Origin of the sequence: Providencia manganoxydans, from assembly GCF_016618195.1 — a bacterium.
GTDB lineage: Bacteria > Pseudomonadota > Gammaproteobacteria > Enterobacterales > Enterobacteriaceae > Providencia > Providencia manganoxydans.
Genome location: NZ_CP067099.1, coordinates 4278931 through 4305332, shown reverse-complemented (window position 1 = coordinate 4305332; position 26402 = coordinate 4278931). Strand labels below are relative to the sequence as shown.

At 38.2% G+C, this 26402-nt stretch carries 26 protein-coding genes; 18 read left to right on the top strand and 8 right to left on the bottom strand.

The features are described 5' to 3' along the window. The first annotated feature begins 58 nt into the window (after positions 1 to 58). The 3 genes from JI723_RS19695 (at position 59) to JI723_RS19685 (ending at position 3420) form a co-directional block, all read left to right on the top strand. Positions 59 to 1060 carry an NAD-dependent epimerase gene (locus tag JI723_RS19695; RefSeq protein WP_272580808.1) on the top strand — a complete coding sequence of 334 codons (1002 nt, stop codon included), beginning with the start codon at positions 59 to 61 and terminating at the stop codon, positions 1058 to 1060. 51 nt (positions 1061 to 1111) lie between these two features. Then, complete coding sequence (locus JI723_RS19690) at positions 1112 to 2278, top strand: nucleotide sugar dehydrogenase (protein ID WP_140179879.1); 1167 nt, start codon at positions 1112 to 1114, stop codon at positions 2276 to 2278. 437 nt (positions 2279 to 2715) lie between these two features. Further along, positions 2716 to 3420 (top strand): lipopolysaccharide core heptose(II) kinase RfaY, encoded by a 705-nt coding sequence (locus JI723_RS19685; protein WP_140179877.1) that lies wholly within the window; start codon positions 2716 to 2718, stop codon positions 3418 to 3420. Positions 3421 to 3430: 10 nt separating this feature from the next. On the opposite strand, the gene thiM is transcribed toward JI723_RS19685, so the two are convergent. After that, positions 3431 to 4207, bottom strand: a complete 777-nt coding sequence (gene thiM, locus JI723_RS19680) for a hydroxyethylthiazole kinase (RefSeq protein WP_272580807.1) — start codon at positions 4205 to 4207, stop codon at positions 3431 to 3433. A 117-nt stretch (positions 4208 to 4324) separates the two neighbouring features. Beyond that, positions 4325 to 5527, bottom strand: a complete 1203-nt coding sequence (locus JI723_RS19675; protein WP_070929878.1) for an ROK family protein — start codon at positions 5525 to 5527, stop codon at positions 4325 to 4327. Positions 5528 to 5961: 434 nt separating this feature from the next. Here JI723_RS19675 and JI723_RS19670 point away from each other — a divergent pair, with 434 nt between their 5' ends. The 3 genes from JI723_RS19670 (at position 5962) to JI723_RS19660 (ending at position 9195) form a co-directional block, all read left to right on the top strand. Next, a complete protein-coding gene (locus tag JI723_RS19670; protein ID WP_140179874.1) occupies positions 5962 to 6780 on the top strand; it encodes a purine-nucleoside phosphorylase in 819 nt (272 codons plus the stop codon). 56 nt (positions 6781 to 6836) lie between these two features. Further along, entirely contained in the window at positions 6837 to 7760 is a 924-nt protein-coding gene (locus JI723_RS19665) for an EamA family transporter (RefSeq protein ID WP_337979677.1), read from the top strand. A gap of 181 nt (positions 7761 to 7941) precedes the next feature. Then, positions 7942 to 9195: a nucleoside permease gene (locus tag JI723_RS19660; protein ID WP_319068059.1), complete on the top strand. Its 1254-nt coding sequence runs from the start codon at positions 7942 to 7944 to the stop codon at positions 9193 to 9195. A gap of 166 nt (positions 9196 to 9361) precedes the next feature. Here the strand turns inward: JI723_RS19660 and JI723_RS19655 are convergent, their stop codons facing one another. Both JI723_RS19655 and JI723_RS19650 read right to left on the bottom strand, forming a co-directional pair. Beyond that, the gene (locus tag JI723_RS19655) at positions 9362 to 10492 is read right to left on the bottom strand and encodes an ABC transporter substrate-binding protein (RefSeq protein WP_272580803.1); all 1131 of its coding nucleotides are present in this window, start codon (positions 10490 to 10492) and stop codon (positions 9362 to 9364) included. 158 nt (positions 10493 to 10650) lie between these two features. Next, a complete protein-coding gene (locus tag JI723_RS19650) occupies positions 10651 to 11514 on the bottom strand; it encodes a YicC/YloC family endoribonuclease (protein WP_319068057.1) in 864 nt (287 codons plus the stop codon). Positions 11515 to 11635: 121 nt separating this feature from the next. Between JI723_RS19650 and rph the strand changes: the two genes are divergently transcribed. Both rph and pyrE read left to right on the top strand, forming a co-directional pair. Then, positions 11636 to 12349, top strand: a complete 714-nt coding sequence (gene rph / locus JI723_RS19645) for a ribonuclease PH (RefSeq protein WP_070929883.1) — start codon at positions 11636 to 11638, stop codon at positions 12347 to 12349. A 124-nt stretch (positions 12350 to 12473) separates the two neighbouring features. Further along, the gene (gene pyrE / locus JI723_RS19640; protein ID WP_318709090.1) at positions 12474 to 13115 is read left to right on the top strand and encodes an orotate phosphoribosyltransferase; all 642 of its coding nucleotides are present in this window, start codon (positions 12474 to 12476) and stop codon (positions 13113 to 13115) included. A 113-nt stretch (positions 13116 to 13228) separates the two neighbouring features. Here the strand turns inward: pyrE and slmA are convergent, their stop codons facing one another. The 3 genes from slmA to coaBC all read right to left on the bottom strand — a co-directional run bounded on the left by slmA (position 13229) and on the right by coaBC (position 16036). Further along, complete coding sequence (gene slmA / locus JI723_RS19635) at positions 13229 to 13828, bottom strand: nucleoid occlusion factor SlmA (RefSeq protein WP_070929885.1); 600 nt, start codon at positions 13826 to 13828, stop codon at positions 13229 to 13231. A 560-nt stretch (positions 13829 to 14388) separates the two neighbouring features. Further along, the gene (gene dut / locus JI723_RS19630) at positions 14389 to 14844 is read right to left on the bottom strand and encodes a dUTP diphosphatase (RefSeq protein ID WP_070929886.1); all 456 of its coding nucleotides are present in this window, start codon (positions 14842 to 14844) and stop codon (positions 14389 to 14391) included. Then, positions 14831 to 16036, bottom strand: a complete 1206-nt coding sequence (gene coaBC / locus JI723_RS19625; RefSeq protein WP_337979676.1) for a bifunctional phosphopantothenoylcysteine decarboxylase/phosphopantothenate--cysteine ligase CoaBC — start codon at positions 16034 to 16036, stop codon at positions 14831 to 14833. Before coaBC ends, dut begins: the two co-directional genes overlap by 14 nt. Positions 16037 to 16218: 182 nt before the next feature. Between coaBC and radC the strand changes: the two genes are divergently transcribed. The 9 genes from radC to JI723_RS19580 all read left to right on the top strand — a co-directional run bounded on the left by radC (position 16219) and on the right by JI723_RS19580 (position 23977). Next, complete coding sequence (gene radC, locus JI723_RS19620) at positions 16219 to 16884, top strand: RadC family protein (RefSeq protein WP_272580797.1); 666 nt, start codon at positions 16219 to 16221, stop codon at positions 16882 to 16884. 251 nt (positions 16885 to 17135) lie between these two features. Next, positions 17136 to 17372: a 50S ribosomal protein L28 gene (gene rpmB / locus JI723_RS19615; protein WP_004265123.1), complete on the top strand. Its 237-nt coding sequence runs from the start codon at positions 17136 to 17138 to the stop codon at positions 17370 to 17372. A gap of 11 nt (positions 17373 to 17383) precedes the next feature. After that, complete coding sequence (gene rpmG / locus JI723_RS19610; protein WP_004924244.1) at positions 17384 to 17551, top strand: 50S ribosomal protein L33; 168 nt, start codon at positions 17384 to 17386, stop codon at positions 17549 to 17551. A 197-nt stretch (positions 17552 to 17748) separates the two neighbouring features. Continuing rightward, entirely contained in the window at positions 17749 to 18813 is a 1065-nt protein-coding gene (gene rfaQ, locus JI723_RS19605) for a lipopolysaccharide core heptosyltransferase RfaQ (RefSeq protein ID WP_070929889.1), read from the top strand. 1 nt (position 18814) lies between these two features. Beyond that, a complete protein-coding gene (locus JI723_RS19600) occupies positions 18815 to 19939 on the top strand; it encodes a glycosyltransferase family 4 protein (protein ID WP_337979675.1) in 1125 nt (374 codons plus the stop codon). Further along, a complete protein-coding gene (gene rfaP / locus JI723_RS19595) occupies positions 19932 to 20729 on the top strand; it encodes a lipopolysaccharide core heptose(I) kinase RfaP (RefSeq protein ID WP_272580795.1) in 798 nt (265 codons plus the stop codon). The genes JI723_RS19600 and rfaP overlap by 8 nt, the downstream gene beginning before the upstream one ends. Before the next feature lie 28 nt (positions 20730 to 20757). Continuing rightward, complete coding sequence (waaO, locus tag JI723_RS19590) at positions 20758 to 21768, top strand: lipopolysaccharide 3-alpha-galactosyltransferase (protein ID WP_337979674.1); 1011 nt, start codon at positions 20758 to 20760, stop codon at positions 21766 to 21768. Between the two features lie 13 nt (positions 21769 to 21781). Further along, on the top strand, positions 21782 to 22750 hold the full coding sequence (locus JI723_RS19585; RefSeq protein ID WP_337979673.1) for a glycosyltransferase family 8 protein: 969 nt from the start codon (positions 21782 to 21784) through the stop codon (positions 22748 to 22750). A gap of 252 nt (positions 22751 to 23002) precedes the next feature. Then, positions 23003 to 23977 carry a glycosyltransferase gene (locus JI723_RS19580; RefSeq protein WP_337979672.1) on the top strand — a complete coding sequence of 325 codons (975 nt, stop codon included), beginning with the start codon at positions 23003 to 23005 and terminating at the stop codon, positions 23975 to 23977. A 30-nt stretch (positions 23978 to 24007) separates the two neighbouring features. Here the strand turns inward: JI723_RS19580 and JI723_RS19575 are convergent, their stop codons facing one another. Further along, positions 24008 to 25246 carry an O-antigen ligase family protein gene (locus JI723_RS19575; protein WP_337979671.1) on the bottom strand — a complete coding sequence of 413 codons (1239 nt, stop codon included), beginning with the start codon at positions 25244 to 25246 and terminating at the stop codon, positions 24008 to 24010. 343 nt (positions 25247 to 25589) lie between these two features. Here JI723_RS19575 and mutM point away from each other — a divergent pair, with 343 nt between their 5' ends. Beyond that, entirely contained in the window at positions 25590 to 26399 is an 810-nt protein-coding gene (mutM, locus tag JI723_RS19570; protein ID WP_337979670.1) for a bifunctional DNA-formamidopyrimidine glycosylase/DNA-(apurinic or apyrimidinic site) lyase, read from the top strand. Positions 26400 to 26402: the final 3 nt, after the last annotated feature.

Genomic DNA, 26402 nt, shown 5'->3' with positions numbered 1-26402 from the left:
TTGAGGTGCAGCTTGTTGTGAGCTTGCACCAATCGCTCAACGCTAGAAGACAATTAACATGAAATACTTAGTTACTGGCAGTGCAGGGTTTATTGGTTTTAGGCTATGTCAGCGTTTATTGGAGAGTGGGCATGAAGTTGTTGGGATCGACAACATGAATGCTTATTACGATCAGGGGCTTAAACAATCTCGTTTACATCTCCTTGAGCAATACCCGCATTTTCGCTTTATTCCTCTCGATATTACTGAGCGTGAAAAAGTGGTGGTACTGTGTACTCAAGAAGGGTTTGATAGAGTGATCCATCTTGCTGCTCAGGCAGGCGTTCGTTACTCACTGCAAAACCCGTTTGCCTATGCAGACAGTAATCTTAATGGCCATCTTGCTATCTTAGAAGGCTGCCGACAAGCGAAAATCAAGCACTTAGTTTATGCGTCTTCCAGCTCAGTCTATGGGATCACTGACCAAACGCCATTTAGTACGGATATGCCTACTGACCATCCCGTTTCATTGTATGCGGCAACGAAGAAAGCCAATGAATTGATGGCGCATTCCTATTCACATTTGTATCAGCTCCCGACGACCGGTTTGCGCTTCTTCACGGTGTATGGCCCGTGGGGTCGTCCAGATATGGCACTATTCAAATTTACCAAAGCTATTTTAGCCGGTGAGCCAATCGATGTTTATAATAACGGCAATCTCAGCCGTGATTTCACTTTTATTGATGATATCGTGGAAGGGATCATCCGTATTTCCGATATAATCCCACAAACAGACCCAGAAAACTGTTCGCTTTCACCTGCACAAAGCAGTGCGCCATACCGTTTATATAATATTGGGAATGGGCAGCCCGTCAAATTGACGGACTTTATTGCTGCACTTGAAAAATCATTAGGGAAAAAAGCGATTAAAAACTTTTTACCGATGCAGGCTGGGGATGTGTATACCACTTGGGCGGACACTGAAGACCTATTTAAGGTCACCGGTTATCGCCCACAAGTTTCTATTGAGCAGGGCGTACAGGCATTTGTCGATTGGTATCAATCCTACTACCGCCTGTAAAATATCATCAATTTCCCTGTAATGTCCTAAGATGGATTTGAGAGGTCAGTTTTGAAAATAGCAATTGCCGGTACAGGCTATGTGGGTCTGTCTAACGCCATGTTACTGTCACAAAACCACGAAGTGGTGGCCGTCGACATCGTGCCTGAAAAAGTGGCGATGCTGAACAATAAGCAATCGCCGATTATCGATACCGAAATTGAACAGTTTTTGCGTGAAAAAACACTCAATTTCCGTGCCACCCAAGATATTGTTGAAGCCTATACGGGCGCACAGTATGTAATTGTTGCCACACCGACTGACTATGACCCGAAAAGCAACTACTTCAATACCAAGTCAGTTGAATCAGTCATTCATGATGTGCAGAAAATTAACCCAGCAGCCACCATTATTGTTAAATCCACCATCCCTGTTGGCTTTACTGAGCGCCTGCGTGAAGAGTTTGGCTACACCAATGTGATTTTCTCCCCTGAATTTTTACGTGAAGGCCGCGCGCTGTGGGATAACTTGTACCCATCACGCATTGTGGTGGGTGAACGCTCTGAGCGAGCGGAAATCTTTGCGGATTTGCTGCTTGAAGGCGCTATCAAAAAAGATGTCCCCGTGCTGTTTACCGATGGCACTGAAGCGGAAGCGATTAAATTATTTGCCAATACTTACTTAGCGATGCGTGTGGCCTATTTCAATGAATTAGATACCTATGCAGAGAGCCGTGGCTTGAACGCACGTCAAATCATCGAAGGGGTGTCTTTAGACCCACGTATTGGCAGCCATTATAACAACCCTTCATTTGGTTACGGCGGTTATTGCTTGCCGAAAGACACCAAGCAGCTACTGGCTAACTATGACGATGTACCGAATAACCTCATTAATGCGATTGTGGAATCTAACCGTACCCGTAAAGACTTTATTTCGGATGCGATTATTGCCAAAGCGCCACGTAAAGTCGGGGTATATCGTTTAGTGATGAAAGCGGGGTCAGATAACTTCCGCGCCTCGGCGGTACAAGGTGTGATGAAACGCATCAAAGCGAAAGGCATTGAAGTGATTGTGTATGAGCCGGTGCTTAAAGAGGACGAATTCTTCCGCTCCAAAGTGTATCGTGATCTTGAAGCATTCAAAGCCGATAGCGATATTATTTTAGCCAACCGGATGGTGCCTGAACTCGAAGATGTCGCAGAGAAAGTGTATACACGTGATCTGTTTGGCAATGATTAACTGACGATAAACCAGTCAATACCGTCAATATATTGAGGCGATAAATGTCGCCTCAATCCTCTAAATTTTAAATAAGCTATCCTTTTCACATTATTTAACTTGGTAGTCATCAAATAAAACTGAGTTATTAATTAATTATAAAATTATTTAAATTCGGTAACTCAATGTGTATTTCACTACGCATGAATTACTACTGTTTATTGTCTGTAACTAGCATCGTAATCATATACTATGAATATAACTTATTGATATTTAATTTTTTATAGTTAGAGTTAATGTGTTTTTTAAAATTATCGCTAAATATCCCGAAGAGATTATTATTTGAAAAATAATGCTATTTTTATCAAAAATAGTGATTTGCAAGTAATAGCTAATAAAACATAGTAGATAGTTGTTAGTATTGCTTAGAATGACTTCAATAATGGGTTTCTTAAATAATGCAAAAAATTATAACAACAAAAAGAAATGGATATTTTGTATATCAAAAGCAAATTGATATCGATTTTGCACAGATTATTGATGATTATATTCAAGGTAAAATAACGGGACAAATCCTCAATAGCGGTAATGTTGAGCGCAGTGTGGCACGCATCACGGTGAATGATAAACACTATATTATCAAGTGCGAAAAGGAACGAGATAGACGGTTAGAAAAGCGTATTATGCGTGTAATTTCAGGCCCTTACTTTTCACGCTTATTTCATCGATTGGTACGCGCACAGGATCAAGGTTGCCAGATCACTAATGATATCTATTTCGTTGCAGAAAAAATACGCTTCCGTGAGGCACTAGAAACATGGATTATCGCTGAGTATGTTGAGGGAACGGTACTCTCTGAGATAAATGATATTAAACCTTATTATACGGAAATAGCAAAATTAATTAACAAGTTGCATTCATATGGCCTTGCATCAAATGATATTCATGCAGGTAATTTTGTACTGACAGAAAGCGGCCTTAAAATTATAGATTTGTCAGACTTTGGTAACTTCGCTATATGCAAAGCAAATGATTTAGTGGCTTTAAAACGTTTTTATGGGATCGAACCCGAGAAAAAAAGTGTTGTGTACCGATTTATCTCCCTACGTAACCAGATCCGTCACTGGTCACGAAAAATGCGTGGAAAGAAAACGCGTCTATAACTGCCGCCAATCATAAATTAGAGTAAGAAAGTGCATCAAGGAACTCAGGAATAAAACTCCCTGTTCCTCGGCAATTTTGTTTGGCCTGCTCACCTGCTCGCTTCATCAGCGCACATGCACTGGCAATATTGTATAATTGATCTCCTGATAACGCACAACTCGCTGTGACGACAGCAGATAGCCCACAGCCAGTTCCAACGACTCGCGTCATTATTGGATGGCCCCCAGTGACTGCAATAGTTTTATTGCCATCAGTGATATAATCAACTTCACCACTAATTACAACTATGGTTCGTGCGCTATTAGCGAGTGATTGTGCGGCGGGTAAAGCATCGTTGGTGGTATCTAATGAATCAACACCCCGCCCACCTGAGCTGAGGCCTGCTAACGCCATGATTTCTGATGCATTACCACGAATAGCAGTGGGTGATAAAGCCAATAATTCATGACAGAAACGAGTACGGAAAGACAATGCACCTGCGGCTACCGGATCTAAAACCCAAGGTTTTTGAGCTTTGATAGCACTGTGTACGGCTAAACGCATGGCAATCTGACGTTCAGCCGTTAAGGTACCAACATTAATCAGTAAACCATTAGCGATGGCAGCAAACTGTTCGGCTTCTTCGGGTTCAATAACCATTGCTGGCGAGCAGCCTATCGCTAATAAAATATTTGCGGTGAAAGATTGCACTACGTCGTTGGTCATGCAGTGGATCAGCGGAGAGTGTTCGATAAGCTTTTGTTTAAATGCTAAAATTTTTTCTACGGGGATTGTTTCAAATTGCATTTATTACTCCTACTTATACAAACAATTTAATTATACTTGTAATTCGTCAAATTGCAGGGTTGTTGACTCGTGTTAATCACTTAATTAAGTTTTGATTTTACTAGATTGCAGATATTGCTAATCCGCTAAGTAATTCTCTAAAACCATCCCCCCCGCGCCTTGTGCCACCACTTCATAGGAGTCGTTCGCGGCAAAAATATGCGTTTGGATATGCGGGAAGGCTGACATTTTTTCTTCTATCGCTTTTTTTGTCATCGCAAAAAAATGATTTTTGGGAGTCAGTGTTCCTCCACAAACAACAACGTCAGGCTGTAAGGTTAAAATGGCATTTGCGATGGCAATACCATAATAGTGAGCTGCCTCGGCTAATACGTCCAAACATAATTGATCTTCCTGTGCTAAGGCTTGGAATATGGTGTGGTAATTGATTTCTGACTCATTGTTAGTGAGTTGATTAATTAGAGAAGGCTTACCTAAACGCAGTTGTTGGATCACTCGAGATTTAATTGCGGATAGAGAACTGTATTGCTTTAAGCAGCCATAGGAGCCACATTCACATCGTTGTCCTTTAATATCAATCGTTGTGTGACCAAATGCTTGAGCTGTACTAATTGGTGCAGGCGCAAAGGTGTTATTGATGATCGTGCAGCTGCGTATATCGGTATCACAGGTCGTAAATAAAAAACGTTGGCTTTCTGAATTATATCTCAGCCGATATTCTGCAAGGGCGGCGAATGTAATACCACTGCCCAAAGTAACAAAACAAGGAACTTTACTATCAATATAGTTGAATAAACTGACTATTCTGGCGTTATATTGGCTAAAGGCGACTTTATCTCGCTCTAAAATATGATCGATGGCAATACCAATACCTAAGATTTTTGCTGTCGTTAATTGATGTTCGGTAAGAAGTTGATCAAGTTTTATTAACAGATTGTCGAGCATGCTTTCCGCGCTTTCTAAATGCTCATTTTTTATTTTTATCATTCCTAAAATATCTAATTTTAGGTTGAGCAACATGATCGTTGAGTAGAGGTCGCTCATTTCAATACCAACCACATAACCATCATCTGAGTTGATACTGTATAGTATTGGTTTACGCCCACCGGTTGATTCACCGAGTTCAGAGGTCGAAATCAATTGGCTCTTACTTAACTCATCAAGAAGTCTAGCGCAGGTTGCTGGTTTCATACTGGCAAGTGAGGCTAATGCTTCGGCTCGGATTGGTCCATGATTGAGGATCAGCCGATAAAGCATTTTTAATTTGCGGGTTTTTGAATTTTTCGAAGTACGAAATTCATTTAATAGTGTCAGTAACAAACCATCACCTTTCTTTTATCAACACATGCAGCGTCAAAGATTAGCATATTTATTCTCACCATACTTCAAGTTGCAATGCCTTGCGTTAAGGTACGGTGATGTCGCTCACTGTTGCTGAGCAACATTTCTAATTTTTAGAGTATAGGTAAAAAGAGCCGCTTCTAGGTAGCTATCATACCCAAATACTTTTTCTTAAAATGAGATTAAGATCGCTGTTCGATTTTTAAATTACTTTATTATCCCCTTATTACCTTTTTATATTTTAAATAATTCGAGTTGCAGGTTGGCGGCAAATGAAGGTAGGCAAAGTGCATAGATAAACGATGTGACTTGGTGAGCACGACATCGCCACCACACTTTGACGGCAAGCGCTGCAATTTGAAGTATGACGAATCTCTATATATTCAATCATTCGAGTAGTTTTGGGGACGATTATGCACAACACGAACGATATTTTAGAAAGCCTGCGTTTTATTGAAACGCGTACTGATATTAAACCAACTGTGGGTATTATTTTAGGCTCTGGCCTTGGCCCATTTGCAGATACTTTAGAAAATGCGGTTCATATTCCGTATAGCGAGATCCCTCATTTCGCTAAATCGGAAGCGGTTGGCCATGCTAATGAGCTGGTGATTGGTACTATCGCAGGTAAAAATGTTGTGGCAATGAAAGGGCGTTTCCACTACTACGAAGGGTTTTCTCTCGAACAAGTGACATTCCCTGTGCGCTTAATGAAGGCATTAGGCGTCGAAAAATTGATTATCACTAATGCCTGCGGTGCGGTTAATACCGATTTCAACCCTGGCGACTTGATGGTTATCACCGATCATATCAATTTAACGGCAAACAACCCATTAATGGGACCAAATAATCCCGAATTAGGCGTTCGTTTCTTAGATGTGAGTGAGGTTTATAACAAAGAACTTCGCCAAACTATTCTTGATGTCGCTAAAGAGCAGGGCGTTGCATTACGCCAAGGCGTGTATGCATGGTGGACGGGTCCTACATACGAAACACCAGCAGAAATTCGCATGATCAGAACACTAGGTGCTGATGCTGTTGGTATGTCAACAGTGCCTGAGGCATTAGTGGCTCATCACTCACAGATCAAAACAGTAGGTATTTCCTGCCTGACTAACATGGCATGTGGCATTTTAGAACAACCACTAAGCCATGATGAGGTTATTGAAACCGCTGAAAAAGTAAAAGCGACTTTCCTGAAATTAGTCACCGGTGTGATCGCACGCTTCTAACTTTTTCTCAAACTAATATAAAGAATGCCGTAGGCAGTATGTAGGTGGGTATTAAAATGAAATTAAAGGGGTTAATTTTAGTTTCGCTGGGCGCTTGCAGCTATGGCATTTTATCAACATTGGTGGTTTTGGCGTATCAAGCTGGGTTTTCTTTAAATGATGTTATCGGCAGCCAAACAGTTTTAGGGGCTGTTTTGTTATGGTTATTTGTTGTCGCTGGAGCCGTAGCTAGAAAGAAAAAACTGAGCTGGCCGACGCGTAAGCAATCAATGTTGATGTTACTAACAGGAACCACAACGGGGTTAACTGGCTTACTGTATTATGCATCACTACAGTATTTGTCACCCGCACTAGGAGTCGTGCTGTTTTTACAGTTCACTTGGATGGGGGTAGCGATTAATGCTGTTGTGACAAGGCAGTTTCCTGTATTAATGACGATTGTTTCTGTGTTATTGATTTTAATCGGAACTCTGTTTGCAACTGGGCTGCTGAATACATCAGGTATTCAATTTCATTGGTTGGGGATTGCTTTAGGGCTATGTGCTGCGTTATCGAATGCAGTACGCGTTTATGTGAGTGGAGCACTTGCTGTTAACACTGATCCTATGATGCGTTCAGCCATTATGGTCACTGGTGGTGCTATTTTAACCTCTATCGTTGTTCCTCCAACCTTCTTGTTAGATTTGACTACATTTAATGCACTGTTTTTCTCTTATGGTCTACCTCTTGCTTTTTTCGGATCCTTCTTTGGCATGTGGATGTTTGCTAAGGGGACTCCTCTGATAGGAACCAGCTTGGCGACCATTTTAAGTTCAATGCAGTTGCCCGTAACCATATTATTATCTGTAACCGTATTACATCTACCCCTTGAATTCATTCAGTTTATTGGTGTTGCCATTATTCTATTTGGCGTCGCTATTGCTGAAGTGAAAATAAAAACAAATAAAGTAAGAACTCTAAATAATTCGATCTGCAGTTAATTTATTACTCTAAATAATTCGAGTTGCAGATAGGCGACAAGTGAAGATAGACCGGGAGCATAGATGAACTATGTGACTCGGCTGGCTGGGGGCAGTCAACAACCCTGCATCTTGAAGTATGACGAGTATAGTGAGATTGCAACTTGAAGTATAAGGGCTATCACTCCCAATGGAGCTTCGTATGAATATTAAAACCCGCTTAAAAGTTATGTTATTTTTACAGTATTTTGTCTGGGGAAGCTGGTTAGTCACACTCGGCGCCTACATGATCAAAACACTAAATTTTTCTGGTGCTGAAGTTGGACTGGTTTACAGCTCTAAAGGCGTTGCCGCTATTCTGATGCCCGGTATTATCGGAATTATTGCAGATAAATACATTCCGGCAAATCGATTATATATGATTTGTCATGTTATCTGTGCGGGTTCGTTATTCTATGCGGCAACGGTGACGGATTCGACACTGATGTTTTGGATAATGCTGATAAATGCGATGGCATTTATGCCAACTATTGCATTATCCAACTCGATTAGCTACTCCTCACTCAGCCAATATCAATTAGATTCTGTTGCAAACTTTCCACCTATACGAGTATTTGGAACGGTTGGCTTTATCATTGCAATGTGGAGCATCAGTTTATTAAAATTTGAATTAAGTAGTATGCAACTCTATATTGCGGGAAGTTGCTCATTATTGTTAGCGTTGTATTCTTTGACACTGCCACACATTGCTGTGAATAAAAAAGCCATCTCAACGAGTTGGGTGAGTAAATTAGGCCTTGATGCGTTAGTCCTATTTAAAAAACCGATCATGGCGGTATTCTTTTTATTTGCCATGCTATTAGGCGCGGTTTTACAAATTACCAATACATTTGGTAGCCCATTCCTGCACGATTTTGCTCGTGATCCTCTCTATCAGGATAGCCTAATTGTTCAATATCCTTCGATTTTATTATCAGTTTCACAAATGGCTGAAGTTGGTTTTATTTTGGCGATCCCCTTCTTTTTAAAACGTTATGGCATCAAAACCGTCATGTTACTGAGTATGTTAGCTTGGACATTAAGGTTTGGGTTCTTTGCTTTTGGTGATCCATCTGCAATCGGCCTGATGTTTTTGATTATGTCGATGATTGTTTATGGTTGTGCTTTTGATTTCTTTAATATTTCTGGATCTATTTTTATTGAAAAAGAAGTCGATAACCGCATGAGGGCCAGCGCCCAAGGGCTGTTTATGACTATGGTTAATGGGGTAGGAGCTTACTTTGGTGCGATAGTCAGTGGATTAGTGGTTGATTACTTCAGTGTAGATGGCGTGAAAGATTGGCAGACTATTTGGTTAGTATTCGCTTCTTATACTGTGGTGCTGGCTGTTATTTTCTATTTCACCTTCCATTATCATCATAATAGAGAAGGTGAACTGACAGTAGCTAAAGCATAAAGTGAGTACTGGCTCTCATATACTCGCCATACTTCAAGTTGCAGGGCTTTTTGTTGAGATATAAGTGACTGCGCGACGCTCACCGAGTCACATAGTTTAATCTATGTGACTCGTCTATCAGCATCTAGAATTATTTAGAGTATATATGAGAGCCTGTGAATAATGGCTAATGTTTTGCTTGAGATCCCCAAATAGCATCAGCGACAGGAATTGTCGTAAATGTGGTAATAATTTGATTATAGGTATCTTCAGGCTTAAGAGTGGTAAATTGCTCTGGGTAAATAAATTTTGCTAGGTATTCGATGCCAACAATATTGTATGGGTGATTATAAAAATTATGATACACACCATATAATCGGCCATTTTTCACGGCGCTGATTTGGTTAAATCCGATCCTATTTTCTAATCTTTCAAAACCACTTTGATTTTCTTTCTCCGTTACGCCATAACCAAATGGTGCAGCAATACTGTTTTTATTAATCCAACGAGAGCCCGTCACAATATAAACATCTGGTTTGGAGGTTAACACTTGCTCTAAAGATACAGTGCCTGAAGCTCCTGGTAAAAATTGGCTACCAATATTCTTAGCGCCAGTTGCTTGGACCATTCCACCCCAGCCTGCATTGTTATGGGTAAAGCAGCAGCTATCACTGCCATTGGCACCCGCTTTGGCTTCAATAAACACTTGAGGCTGTTGTTTAATTTTTGCTGTTGTTTGTTGAACGGCAGTCAAATGGCTTTGGTAAAAATCAGTATAGGCTTTAGCTTCTGTTTCTTTATTTAGCGCTTGACCAAGAATATCGATACTTGCAGTGGTGTTTTTTACAGGCTGTAAAAAAGTATCAATATATAGGATAGGAATATTGGCTTCTTTTAGGCGGCTAACTACCCCCGAACCTTCTAAAGCGGGTTTGGCACGTAGCTGAGCAATAAGTACATCAGGCTTTTGAGCAATAACCAGTTCAGTATTGACTTCACCTTTATCGTTAAATCCCATATCAGGGATTTTTTGCATATCAGATTGCCATTTTTGGCCTAGTAACTCGACCGTTTTTGGATCTGTTTTTTTTAGGTTATTGTTCCAAGCGACAACACGATTAAATGGATTATCTCTGTCAAGTAATGCAAGAGTTAAAATATCCCTACCATCTTGTAGGACAACCCGTTTAGGTTCTTGCTGTAAGGTAATTTTCTGGCCATCAATATCAGTGAGTGTCACTGGGTATGTTGTTGCTAACCCAGAGAAGGAAACAAAAGTAATGATTATTGTGGAGAGCAGGTGATTTACGATTTTCATATTTAGACCCCTTTTGAACTTGACATAACGATAACAATTATCATTATCAAAAGTAAAGTGCGGAGGGCTAATCAATGGAAAAATTTAAGTATGTATAATGTATGAGTAGAGAAGCCAGTAATATTTACCGGCTCTACTAGACACAAAAAAGCAATTGCTTATTCAATATTTTGAATCTGCTCTCTCATTTGTTCAATCAACACTTTCAGCTCAACAGCCGAATTGGTAACTTCACTATTAATTGATTTTGAGGCTAGCGTATTAGATTCACGGTTGAACTCTTGCATCATAAAATCAAGGCGTCGGCCATTAGCATCTTTCTTTTTAAGGATATTACGCGTTTCTTTTACATGAGCTTCGAGCCTATCAAGTTCTTCAGCGACATCAACGCGTTGCGCTAATAGGATCAGTTCTTGCTCTAAACGGTTACTATCGACTTGAATATCAGCTTCTTCTAACTTAGTTTTCAAGCGCTCGCGTTGCCATTGCAAAATTTCAGGCATATGTTGACGAACTTTAGCGACTTCAACGAGAACACCATCAAGACGTTGCTCAATTAAAGTATGTAGTGCAGCACCTTCAGCTTCTCGGCTTTGTATAAAGGCATCAAGTGTTTCATCAAGCCCTAATAAAAGTTGTTCACTAATCGCATCTAAATCTTGTTCGCCAGCGGACATTACACCGGGCCAACGCAAAATTTCTAATGGGTTAATTTCACCTTCGTGACTATAATTTTTCACCCAATTAGCGGCACTAATAATTTGACGTGCAAGTTCTTCGTTAAGGATCAACTCACCACGATTTGCACCATCTAACTCAAAGCGCAGATTACATTCGACTTTACCTCGAGTGAGACGAGAGCGGATCCTTTCACGGATAACTGGCTCTAGGCTTCGGAATTGTTCAGGGAGACGAATGTAGGTTTCTAGGTAACGTTGATTAACGGAACGCAGCTCCCAGGCCGCACTCCCCCATTCCCCCTTGATATCACGGCGGGCAAAAGCGGTCATACTACGGATCATAATTCGTTCCTATAAAAATGGATATGACAAGATTATAGCGCTATGCATGATGTCATGATAGGCATTATCGTTTTAAGCACGTATAATGCGCGACAATTAAGTTGAAAATGGAGATAACACCATGCGTCCAGAAGGCAGAATGGCAGACCAAATGCGTCCAATTAAGATTTCACGCAACTATACTAAGCATGCGGAAGGCTCTGTTCTTATTGAGTTTGGCGACACGAAGGTGTTATGTAATGCAACAGTAGAAGAAGGTGTACCTCGCTTTTTAAAAGGCCAAGGTCAAGGTTGGGTCACCGCAGAATATGGTATGTTACCTCGTGCGACTAATTCACGTAACCAACGTGAAGCAGCCAAAGGAAAGCAAACAGGGCGTACCATGGAAATTCAACGTTTAATAGCTCGTTCTTTACGCGCAGCTGTTGATCTTAAAAAGTTAGGTGAATATACCATTACATTAGATTGTGATGTGATCCAAGCTGATGGTGGAACGCGTACCGCTGCAATTTCAGGCGCTTGTGTCGCTTTGGTTGATGCATTAAATAAAATGGTTGAACAAGGTAAATTGGTAAAAAGCCCATTGAAATCGATGGTTGCAGCTGTTTCTGTCGGGATCGTGAATAACGAAGCGTTGTGTGACCTTGAGTATGTCGAAGATTCTGCGGCTGAAACCGATATGAATGTTGTGATGATGGACGATGGTCGTATGATTGAAGTTCAAGGAACGGCTGAAGGAGAGCCGTTTAGTCATGAAGAGCTACTATCATTATTAGCGCTTGCTAAAACGGGACTAGATTCCATTTTCGAAGCTCAGCGAGAAGCGTTGAAGTAAAGTTATTTTTAATAGGCGGCTGAAATAGTCGCCTTTTTTATGTCTGATTGTTTGCGATTAGCAATCAGTGATGTGTGATTTATCGTTTTAAACATATTGACGTTAATTATTGAGGAATTGACCCATGAAAGCTTATCAGCGCGAATTTATAGAACTTGCCATGAAAAAAGAAGTACTTAAATTTGGTGAGTTTACGCTGAAATCAGGCCGCAAAAGTCCTTACTTTTTTAATGCAGGATTATTTAACACAGGGCGTGACCTAGCTCTCGTTGGTCGTTTTTATGCGCAGGCTCTCAAGGAAAGTGCGATTGAATGTGATGTCCTGTTTGGGCCGGCGTATAAAGGTATTCCTATTGCGACAACAACTGCGGTCGCATTAGCTGAACATCATGATATTGATATGCCATACTGCTTTAACCGTAAAGAAGCGAAAGATCATGGCGAAGGCGGTACGTTAGTCGGAAGCCCATTAAAAGGAAAAGTCGTGGTGGTTGATGATGTCATTACCGCGGGAACTGCAATTCGAGAGTCAATGGAAATTATTAAGCAGCAAAATGCAACACTTAATGGTGTGCTTTTGTGCCTTGACCGCCAAGAAAAAGGGAAGGGTGAAATCTCGGCGGTGCAAGAGGTCGAGCGTGATTATCACTGCAAAGTCTATTCAATTATTACAATGAGTGACTTAATCGTCTATCTCACGGAGCGCGCAGATATGCAGCAGCATTTAAGTGCGATGATGGTATATCGCGAACAATATGGTATTTAACTTGTTAAATTACAGCCCAGATCACTGGGGATCACAGCAAGATAGAAACTGAATTAGCGGTAAGAAAAAAGCCCTCGCCCAAATATGGGCGGGGTGAGTAGTCGTTCAAACCACTATTGTAGCTGAGCTAAAATTAAAGGCCAGCGAGCTTCAAATTCAGTTGTTGGGCGATAACGGAATTCTGAACGCACGAAACGAGATAGCATCCCTTCACAAAATGCCAGTAATTGGCTTGCGAGAAGTGATTCATCATGGGTAAAGCCGTGACCGTCGCGTATTTTCTTTTCTTTTAATACTTGGCGTAATTGTGACTCAATTCTTTCAAATAATTGGTTAATACGACCTTGAAGCCTATCTTGCTCAAACATCAGAGCATGACCTGTCATGATCCTGGTCAGGCCTGGATTTTTCTCTGAAAAGCCTAAGATAAGCACTAAAATAAGTTTAATTCTAAGGATCGTATCTTTTTCATCATTTAAGATGAGATTAATACGTGAAACGAGCGAATCCTCAATAAACTCAATTAAGCTATCGAACATTTTCGTTTTACTTGGAAAATGACGATATAACGCAGCTTCGGATACGCCAACATTTGCTGCAAGTTTTGCAGTGGTAATTCGCTGACTACCATCACTACTTTCGAGCATTAATGCAAGTGATTGTAATATCTCTTCACGCCTGTTGCGTTTTTTTGTTATCGCTTTTTCTGCCATGTCTTATGAGACCCCTGCTAAAACAGCACAACAAATTATCTAAAATTTTACCCTAAGTAAATATAATCGAGGGTAAGTATAAGATAAAGCAGGGTGATAGTTGTGAAAGGGGTGTAAATCGTATACATAAATCGTTTAGTACATTAAGCAGTAAAAATCGATGCATTTGGCAGAATGAGTAATAAAGATACTCGGTATTAATACTTGGTAAGCTCTACCTTGTAAATTCCAATTACTGCCAAACAACATTCAATTTTGACCATTAAACATACTGTTTCTATATATATACACTCATAATACTTCAAGTTGCAGCACATTTTGTTAAGTGATAATGACGACGTTTATTTGTACCAGTTACATGTTTTTTATGTTCCTAGTAGCTAATTGACTCGTCACTTAGCTGCATCAAGAGTCATTCTAGAGTATAGATTTACTCCTTCAAGAGGGATAAAACCCTAATACCACAACCACACCATCCACATTTTTAGTTAAATTTACTGGTAGATTTATTTTTATTTCAACATCAATAATGGTTGAATATTACCAGTAATATCAATTTGTTATTGGCGACCTGAGTGGCCAAATCCACCGGTACCACGTTCTGTTGCATCAAAGTCATCAACAATATTAAATTGTGCTTGTACAACAGGGACGAAAACCATTTGTGCTAAACGCTCTCCTGGCTCAATTGTAAATGTTTGATTTCCTCTATTCCAAACGGAAACCATTAACTGGCCTTGGTAGTCTGAATCAATGAGACCCACTAAGTTACCAAGTACCACGCCATGTTTATGACCTAAACCTGAACGAGGAAGAATAACTGCCGCAAGTTGTTCATCAGCAATATGAATAGCGAGTCCTGTAGGTATAAGCTCAGTTTGGCCTGGTGCTAAATCAATTGGAGCATCAAGGCAAGCACGTAGGTCTAATCCAGCAGAACCTGATGTTGCATATGTTGGTAAAGGAAACTCGTTACCGATACGGGGATCAAGGATTTTCAGATCAATTTTTTTCATAACGTTGAAGTATCTCGTCAAGTAAGTAATGGCTTAATGTCAGCTTGTTATTGTGGGGAAGCAGTACATCGCCAGAAGCGTCGAATATATGTAGCGCATTGTTATCACTATTAAAACCATTATCTGCAAGGGAAACATCATTCGCACATATTAGGTCTAATTTCTTTTGCAGGCGTTTTTGGCGTGCATATTCTTCCACATTTTGAGTTTCCGCAGCAAACCCAACAACATAGGGGCGGTGTTCGGTTAAATAGCCGACGCTGGCAACAATATCAGGGTTTTTAACGAGAGTAATGATGACCTCATCACCTTGTTTTTTAATTTTATTTTCAGCAATTGTTTTTGAACGATAATCAGCGACGGCAGCACAACCAATAAAAATATCTTGTTCAGTGATTGTTTTATGTACTTGCTCATACATATCAAGTGCACTAATAACATCAATACGAGTTACGCCTTTAGGTGTAGGTAAATTCACGGGGCCAGCGATTAAAGTCACTTGTGCACCACGTTGGCTTGCCGCTTCGGCAATGGCAAAGCCCATTTTTCCAGAACTATGATTACTAATAAAACGAACAGGATCTAAATCTTCACGAGTTGGCCCTGCTGTAATCATAATTTTTAAATTCGTTAGATCAGATTTAGCATTAAAATATTCACGGGTAAAACGCACAATGTCTAATGGGTCGATCATTCTTCCGGGGCCAATATCGCCACAGGCTTGGCTACCCTCATCAGGACCCCAGATCATATACTGGCGTTGTTTCAATCTGATTAAATTTTCTTGAGTGGCAGCAGCACAATACATTTGTTGGTTCATTGCTGGAACAACCGCGATAGGTGCAGAAGATGCTAGACAAATTGTCGTCAGCAAATCATTAGCCATTCCTGCTCCAACACGTGCGATTAAGTCCGCAGTTGCCGGTGCTAAAATAATAATATCAGCCCATTTCGCTAATTCAATGTGGCCCATGGCAGCTTCAGCGCCTGGATCAAGCAAGTCATCAGCGACAGGGTGGCCGGACACTGCTTGTAGGGTTAAAGGTGTAATAAATGCTTTTGCTCCTTCAGTCATCACTACACGAACAATAGCCCCTTCATCACGTAGGCGGCGGGTTAGCTCAGGAATTTTATAAGCAGCAATACCGCCACTCATACCAAGAACTATTTTTTTACCTAATAGCTGCGTCATTGTTCTGTCCATCCGATCATCGTGAAGAGCATATTATCATATCAGAAATATTGTTGAGAGCACTGTATATATCATCACCCTTTTATTTTTGCGAAGCGCTACGCAAATCAGTAAAGGATACATTGTTGTGATTATTTTCTACATATAAAAGTGTGTGAAAATAACTCAGCAAGGGTTTGCTTATGGAATATGAAGAACACTTAAAGCCAAGGGAAAAGCTACTAGCCTATGGGGCACCAGTATTGACGGATGTGGAATTATTAGCAATTTTTCTTCGTACAGGCAGCTTCGGAGAGCCTGTTTTACAACTCGCCGAACGTTTATTGCATGAGTTTGGTTCATTACATTTACTCCTGCAAGCGGATTATTCGAGGATTACGCAATGCAAGGGGGTAGGGATTTGCAAATATTCGCAATTTCAGGCAATCAGTGAGCTAGCTCGCCGTTGTTTTTCTAAGCAGTTTTTATATGAAGATGTGATATCCGAGCCAAACTTTCTAAAAAAAAGGCTGCTGGAACTATTTGCAGGTCAGGAACGAGAGGTTTTTGTGGTACTGCTATTGAATAATCAACACCAGATAATTTGTCATGACGAATTATTCAAAGGAACGATTAATCGTGTTGAAGTACACCCTCGTGAAATTATTCGTTATGCAATGAAAATGAATGCAAGTGCAGTGATATTGGCACATAATCATCCTTCAGGGAATGCGGAACCCAGTGAAGCTGATAGGCAAGTCACTTTCCGTATTAAAGATGCTTGTGCTTTAATGGGGCTGACTCTGTTAGACCATTTTGTCGTTGGTCATAAACATTGTGTTTCGTTTCTTGAACGAGGGTGGCTGTAAAATCATTTTTTTGACTAAAAAATGACAACTTTTGCCGCATTGGGCTTGAGTGAAAATGAATGAAAGCGTATACTACGCCACCTTTGAGGATCTTGGGTTTGGCGAGAAGAGCCTATCTCAGTAAATTTTTTACTAAGATGATAACAATCTTTTCAGTCATAAAGTTTGCTGAGATGGGCTCCTAAGCCTGACGAGGCGGCCATACCCAGAACAAAAAAAGCTCGAGCTGATTAGATTTTTGGAGAATAGACATGTCACGAGTCTGCCAAGTTACTGGCAAGCGTCCAATGAGCGGTAACAACCGTTCACACGCATTAAACGCGACCAAGCGTCGTTTTTTGCCAAACCTGCACTCTCACCGTTTCTGGGTTGAGTCTGAGAAACGTTTCGTAACACTGCGTGTATCTGCTAAAGGTATGCGTGTTATCGATAAAAAGGGTATTGATGCTGTTCTTGCTGAACTGCGTACCCGTGGTGAGAAGTACTAAGGAGCTAAAAAATGGCTAAAGGTATTCGCGAGAAAATCAAGCTAGTCTCTTCTGAAGGTACAGGTCATTTCTATACCACTACGAAGAACAAGCGCACAATGCCAGAAAAACTGGAAATGAAAAAATTCGATCCAGTTGTTCGTAAGCATGTGATCTACAAAGAAGCAAAAATTAAATAATTGCTGCTTTCTTGTGAAAAACCCAGCCTCGGCTGGGTTTTTTTATGTAAGAAATCAGTAAGATATATAGATAGGCATTCAACGCTATATCGATTCTTCCTAAAGTAGTAACATATTCACTATGAATTGAATTAATAGTGTTAGTTTTTGTCAAAGAACTATGTCATTTTGCGTATAGATATAATTAAGAGTGTCTGGTGAAAAAACAGTTTAAAAAAATTCTTGTTATCAAGATGCGGTTTCATGGGGATATGTTACTGACGACGCCGGTTATCAGCACATTAAAACAAAACTATCCTGATGCCGAGATTGACGTGTTACTTTATCAAGATACGATCCCTATTTTATCAGAAAATAGGGAAATCCATGCTTTGTATGGCATGAAAGGCAAAAAAACGAATGGGTTGAGTAAAGCCTGTAATTTTTTAAGTTTACTGAGAAAATTGCGCCGAAATAAGTACGACCTTATCGTGAATTTAGCCGATCAATGGATGGTATCGGTACTTGTTCGAGCGATCCCCGCACCAGTTAAAATCTCACATGACTTCGCTCATCGCGACTCAAAATTTTGGCGAAATAGTTTTACTCACTTAGTCGTTCCTCATGGCGAACATGTTGTTCTTAATAATCTCTCTGTTCTTGAGCCGTTAGAGATAACTCAATCAAAAACACATCTAACAATGTCATATTCAGAGCAGGATTGGAAAAATATTGATCAACGGTTATTAGATTTAGGGGTGCATAGCAGTTATGTTGTTATTCAACCGACAGCTCGGCAAATTTTTAAATGTTGGGATGACGAAAAATTTTCTGAGGTGATTGATGCATTGCAAGCTCGTGGTTATCAAGTTGTCTTGACATCGGGCCCAGCAAAAGAAGACCTTGATTGTATAGAAAATATCGCTTCTCATTGCCAATCTAAGCCTATCATTGAATTAGCTGGAAAAACCACTTTCCCTGAGCTCGGTGCATTGATTGCTCATGCAGCGTTATTTATTGGTGTTGATTCTGCGCCTATGCATATTGCTGCTGCGGTGAATACACCAATAGTGTGTTTATTCGGTGCAACAAATAATGTGTTTTGGCGACCATGGAGCGATAATGTTGTGCAATTTTGGGCTGGGGACTATGAGCCTATGCCGCCAAGAGAGCAACTTGATAGAAATAAAAAATACCTTTCTATCATCCCTGCTTCTGATGTTATTAAAGCGACAGAGGATATGTTGCCAATGAATATTCGTTCAATGATGGCAAGGTTTTAATATGATTTTGGCCTTTTGTCTGTATAAATATTTTCCTTTTGGTGGCTTACAGCGTGATTTCTTGCGTATCGCTTTAGCGTGTCAAAACCGAGGCCATGATATTCGAGTTTACACGCAATCTTGGAGTGGTGATGCTCCCGCAGGGTTTGAAATTATCATTGTTCCAGTGACATCAAAAACGAATCATGGACGCAACGCACAGTATTGTCAGTGGGTGCAAGAGCATCTTAAATCGCATCCTGTAGATCGTATTATTGGCTTTAATAAAATGCCTGGCCTAGACGTTTATTATGCTGCTGATGTGTGTTATGCGGAGAAAGTTGCTAATGAAAAAGGTTTTTTTTACAAATTAACGCCGCGTTATAAACATTACGCATTATTTGAGAAAGCCGTGTTTCAAGTTGGGAAATCGACCAAACTTTTAATGTTGACACCGCACCAAATTGAACATTTTAAAAAACACTATGCAACAGAAACATCGCGTTTTTATATGTTGCCTCCAGGTATTGCGCAAGATAGGAAATATGATCAGCAAATTTCAAATGCTAAGCATATTTACCGAGAAAAAAATCAAATATCACAATCAGCTTATTTTTTGTTGCAAGTAGGCTCTGATTTTAAGCGAAAGGGTGTTGATCGCACAATAAAAGCAATGGCAGCATTACCTGATACCGTTAAGAAAAATACGGTACTCATGGTTGTTGGTCAGGATAAACCCACGAAATATCGACAACTAGCAGAGCAATTAGGTATAGGTGACCAAGTATCATTTTTTAGTGGACGTGATGATGTTGCTGAATTAATGGCTGCTGCCGATATATTGATGCATCCTGCATATCAAGAAGCGGCGGGCATTGTGCTACTTGAAGCGATTACGGCTGGTTTACCCATCATTGTGACACAAGTGTGTGGCTACGCACCTTTCATTACTAAAGCGCGGTGTGGTGTTGTTATCAATGAGCCCTTCGAGCAGAAAAAATTAAATTCGGCTCTATCGGAAAGTCTGCAAAATACGTCCCAGCTAAACAACTGGGCGGAAAACGCTCGTTATTTTGCTGATACGGAAGACCTATATAGCCTGCCTGAAAAAGCAGCGGATATTATTTTAGGAGCTCTAGATGATTGAGCTTAAAACGCCTTTTAGTGAGTTATGGAAAAACAAAGATCCATTTATTGAAACAGAGCACTTACAGGGTGAAGTTTTTCGTCAACTAGAAAGCCGTAAAACATTGCGTTTTGAGCTAGAAGGGCAGAGTTACTTTATTAAAATCCATTATGGTACGGCGCTAAAAGAAGTAATAAAAAACCTATTTTCACTGCGTTTGCCTGTACTTGGAGCTGACAGAGAATGGAATGCAATCCATCGTTTAGCGAATGCAGGTGTAGATACCATGGATGGCCGTGCCTATGGGCAAAAAGGTTGCAATCCATTACGGCGCCACTCATTTATTATTACTCGAGACTTAACGCCAACAATTAGTTTGGAAGATTACTGTGCTAATTGGTTAAATACTCCCCCTGATTTTAAGACGAAACAAATGATTATCCACCGCGTTGCTGATATGGTGAAAAAGATGCATGCGATTGGCATTAATCATAGGGATTGCTATATTTGTCATTTCTTACTTCATTTACCTTTTACGGGAAGTGAATCAGATTTGAAAATTTCAGTTATCGATTTGCACCGTGCACAGTTAAGAAATAAGGTACCAATTCGTTGGCGAGATAAAGATCTGATTGGTTTATATTTTTCTTCTTTGAATATAGGATTAACTTCGCGTGATCTCTTCCGTTTTATGAAAACCTATTTTGGTTTATCATTAAGAGAGATTATTCGTACAGAGCAAGCATTGATGGCGAAAGCATCAGTTAAAGCAGAAAAAATCCAAGAACGCACAATTAGAAAATCTTTATAACTCCATTCCAAAAAAGAGTAGAAAGAGTATGTTTTTTGACAAACAAAATGCAGTGGTAAAACGGATAGATTTGTCATCATCAGATGTTTTAAGGTCTAGTGATAGCTTGCATATTTCATATGGAATTGATCGCAACTTTCTGTATGGGTGTGGCATATCAATTGCGTCTATATTAAAGAATAACACTGATATAAATTTTGTTTTTCATATTTTTACAGACTACTTTGATGATGAATGGGAGCGTTTGTTCAAAGCTCTTGCATATCAATACAATACTAGCTTAGTTATTTATGTAGTTGATTGTGAACAACTAAAATCATTGCCAAGTACTAAAAATTGGTCATATGCAACTTACTTTCGGTTTATCATTGCTGATTATTTCTCTAATCAATTGGATAAAATGATTTATATGGATGCTGATATTATGTGTCAGGGTTCATTAAATGAGTTATTGCACGTTACATTTAACGGTGATGAAGTTGCAGCTGTTGTTCCTGAGAGAGATAGCGTTTGGTGGGCTAAACGAGCAGACGCATTAGGCATTCCAAGTATTGAAAAAGGTTATTTTAATGCAGGTTTTTTACTCATCAACTTGGAAAATTGGTCTCGTTTAAATATTTCAACTAAAGCGATGGAACTTTTATCACAGGAAGAGGTTAAAACCAAATTATCATTCCTAGATCAAGACATCTTAAACATGTTGTTAACAGGAAAGGTGATTTATTTGGATAAAAAATACAATACTCAATATAGTTTAAATTATGAACTGCAAAAGGATAAAAAAGAAAATCCAATCACAAGTAGTACAATCTTAGTTCATTATATTGGGCCGACAAAACCTTGGCATGAATGGGCAAATTATGAAACTGCGAAGCCTTTTTTGGATGCTAGAGCAGCGTCGCCTTGGAGAAAAGTTCCATTATTAAAAGCTAAGAATAGCAACCACTTACGTTATTGTGCGAAGCATTTTTACCATCAAAAATCATACCCATTATTTTTAAAAATGTATTTAAAATATTTTTATCAAAAACTATTTTAAATCTGGAGATAATATGGATAGTATCATTAAAGAGAAAATAGTTATTGGTGAATTAGATAAGAATATAAATTATCTTAATGTAGCATATGGGGTTGATGAAAATTTCTTGTTTGGTGCCGGTATTTCTATCTGTTCATTATTATTAAATAATAATAATTTTTTCAAATTCCATCTAGTAACTGATTATATTGATAATCAATTTATGGAATGTTTAAAAAAAATAAATGAGAAATATAAGTCGCAAATAATTGTGTATCTTTTAGAACCTAATGAATTAAAAAAATTACCTACATCTGCTGTTTGGTCTTATGCTACATATTTTCGTTTTTTTATTTTTGATTTTCTATGTGAACAAGAAAAAAGTGTTTTGTATCTTGATGCAGATATTGTATGTAAAGGAAGTTTACTTAATTTATTAAAAATTAAGTTTGAAAATGAATATGCTGCTGTAATTCTAGATGTTGATGAGATGCAGAAAAATTGCGAGTCTAGGCTTAATATATATGGTTATAAAGGTAAATATTTTAATGCTGGAGTAATTTTTTTAAATTTACAGATGTGGAAAAAAGAAATTTTTACTAAAAAAGCATTTGAAATGATACAAGAGAGAAAACTAAAATATCTAGATCAAGATGCATTAAATATTTTATTTGATAGAAATAATATATATTTAGATAGAGATTATAATTGCATCTATACATTAAAAAATGAATTGAAAAAAATAAATTATCAGGATTATATCAAAAAATCAACAATATTAATTCATTATACCGGTGCCACAAAGCCATGGCACTATTGGGGCATTGATTATCCTGCAAGCAAGCCATTTAAAGATGCTTTTGAGAATTCACCATGGAAGGAGTTACCTTTAAAAGGGGCTCAAAAAAAGGTGGAATATCAAGAACGTTATAAGCATGAGCTTAGGCAAAAGAAAATAATTAAAGGATTGATCAGTTTAGTAAAGTATAAATATTTTAAATAAACATTCTCAATCAATAAACTATGTGGAATTTGTGTACATTTTTATTGATTGCTCTGAAAATGATCTGTTATCTATTATTTAGTTGAATCAATAGTGATATTTTTTGTCAAAAAGTTATATAATTTAGGATAGTAGATTAGAGTAATGCTTGATAGATGATGTGATGTAAAGAAATGTCATCTTTAAAAGACTAGCTCTTAAAATAAAGGCCTTATACTTCTTAGAGGTGTTTTGGTCATTGAAGGATGAAAAATGTTGACCCATGAAATTATCAAATCACTGGTAAAAATTAATGATGCTATAACGAGTGATAAAGAATACTTTCATATCGCCTATGGGGTAGACGATAAATTTCTCTATGGGGTTGGTACGTCGATCGCTTCAATCATTCTTAATAATAAAGAGACGCATTTTCATTTCCATATTCTTGTCGATAGTATCACGAAGCAAAGTCTTTTTGATGAGTTAGTGGCTAACACTCAACATAAAATCACAATCTATCTGATTGATAACAAAGAATTTAAGAGATTGCCTTTGCCATCCAAAGCTTGGAGTCACGCCATTTATTTTAGATTGGTAATTATCGATTATCTTTCACAAACAATTGATAAATTACTTTATTTGGATGCAGATATTATCTGTAAAGGTGATCTTTCATATTTAAAAACGTTAGAATTTAATGAAGATACTTATCTGTATGCAGTAAAAGATAAATTCCGTAGTGAAAAGAAATCTCTGCCTATGGATATGCATAAATACTTTAATTCTGGTTTTTTATATATGTCAGTTCAACGCATGGTTAGGGATGATATACCTAACAGAGTAATTGAGCTGGTGAAAAATAACGAATTTACGCACCCAGATCAGGATGCATTAAATATATTACTTAATGATAAGTTAATTAACATTAGTGAAAATTTTAATTTTATGTTTTCTTTAGATTGGTATATTACGAGTAAAAGAGATATTAGTAATATATCAGATGATGTTATTTTTATTCATTTTGTCGGCCTAACTAAACCTTTTCATGAGTGGGCTAAATTTTATAAAGAATATCAGTTTTTTGAAGCTGCAAGGCAAGAGTCGCCGTGGAAAAATATTCCTTTACTTAAAGCGGATAGCTATAAGCAGTTATCGCGGAAAAAATCTCACCTAAGAAGAAACTGGAAGATTTTATCTTTTCTCACTGCAACGGCAGAATACTTAATAAAGAAAATGTCTCACTGATATATTTAACAGTTTAGTGATACTAAGCTGTTATTTTGATAATTTTTTATTTATCAATAGAGCCACTAATACATTGTATAAAAAGAAGATATCTAGGAAGATAAATTCAAAAAGGCAATAAACCAAAAAATAGCCAATTGATGATATAAAAATGCCTACGTTAAGTATGCTTTTTTGCATTCTTATGCTTCGATAGAGATCTTTTTGATTTATAAAGAATGCTATACAAAATAAAACTAATCCACCTAGGCCAACATTATAAATAATGTTTAAAAAGAATGGGTCATCATTATTGTGTACATACTCATTTTTACGCTTAGAAAATCCTCCGCCCCCGGAGAATCTTTCAGCATTATTATCATTTAAATATTGGTTGTATGATACCGAGCCGTAGCCAGCACCAAAAATAAAAATTTCTTTATTATTCATGAAAATAGGTAATCGAGTTGAGATAATCTTATCGCGGCTTGAGGTAATATTTTTCGAATATAAAGTCTGATCAATTTTTCTTTTAACTTGAGGGATTTCATTATATGCGGCCGTAGTTATTACCAAGCAACTGATAGCGAAAATAGCAATACTTAAGATAAATGATTTTATGGTATTAGAAAAAATAAATAAAATTAAAACAGACTCTACAAATAAGGCAAGAACCCCACCTCGGCTACCCGTATATAATAAAAACACAAATGCCAATATTGACAGTAAAAACATTGCTAACTTGATTAGTACGTTTCTAAATATAAATACAGCACTAAAGGTAAATGGGAAAAGCAAAGTCATATAATGTGCAAAGCCGTACCTTAATTGTATAAATAAGGGGAGGCTGCTATCTTTAAACTGTTTAAGTATGGGGGTAATAAAAATGGTAAAGACTAATGTTGCTATCAGGGCATAGCTTATAGTTTTAATATTTTTTGAGCTATCATTCTTAAATACGAATAAAAATAATGAAAGAATTATCACATATCGCCAGTCATTAAAAAACTCTTTAAATGCCTCTATAGTGAAACTTGAATAAGTAAATAAGGCTATACAGAGTAAACACCAACCACTAAATAAGAAAAAAACCTTTCTAGATTTTATTAGATTTACAATATCACTTTTAATATTTATTTTTTCTTTTATAGCAATACCAATTGTTATGATGAAGAGTAATACAGCGGAAATATTGAGAACACCTTGAGTATCATTAGTGAACATACCCAAAATAACCAGTGATACTAATAGAAAAGGGATTTGGCTAATAATGTTTTTTTTAATATCCACAAATTTTCCTATTTTTATCGTTAATAATTTTTTTTTTAGAAATCATAAGATACCAGTAGTATCTTTATCATGCTAAACATAACATCTTATATTGCTTATATCAGGATTGTATTTATCATATGGAAAGATGTCCAGCGACCTAGCGGAAAAAGCGATATTTTAGTTTAAGATTTGTTAATTTATACTCGTCATACTTCAAGTTGCAGCGCTTCTCGTTAACCTATGGTGATCAGGTTCATTCATGCAACTTGCGGTGTTTTCTATGTTCCTAGCGATTTGTTGATTTGTTGGATCTAGAATTATTTAGCGTATGTAAAATTAATTGTTACTGAGGGATCTACTCATGCCAGAACTACCTGAGGTCGAAACCAGTCGTAGAGGAATAGAACCTCATCTTGTTGGAAACTCAATTCAATATGCGATTGTACGCAATAGCCGTTTGCGTTGGCCTGTTTCTGAACAAATAAAACGTTTATCTGATGGAAAGATCCTCAGTGTACAGCGTCGTGCTAAATATCTGCTGCTTGAATTGGAAAAAGGTTGGATCATCATTCATTTAGGTATGTCTGGTAGCTTGCGTATTTTGCTAGAAGAACTGCCCGAAGAAAAACACGACCACGTCGATCTTGTTTTGAAAGATGGTAAAGTTTTGAGGTATACCGACCCGAGGCGTTTTGGAGCTTGGTTATGGTGTGAAGATCTTGAAACAAGCTCAGTTCTTGCTCATTTAGGGCCAGAACCACTCTCGGATGAATTTAATGCCCAATATTTATTTGAACAAGCAGCAAAACGAAAAATTGCGATAAAGCCTTGGCTAATGGATAACAAAGTGGTGGTTGGTGTTGGTAATATTTATGCGAATGAAGCTTTATTTGCGACAGGAATTTCGCCAGAGAAGATCACCAACACTCTGACACTGGAACAATCGATTGAGCTAGTCGCTCAAATCAAAAAAGTCCTACAGCGTTCGATTGAGCAGGGTGGTACGACATTAAAAGATTTTCTGCAATCAGATGGTAAACCGGGATACTTTGCACAAGAATTATTTGTTTATGGCAAAAAAGGTGAGCCTTGCTTAATGTGTGGCACATTAATCTTAAGTATTAAACAAGGCCAGCGCAGTACATTTTATTGCCCAAATTGCCAAAGATAGCGT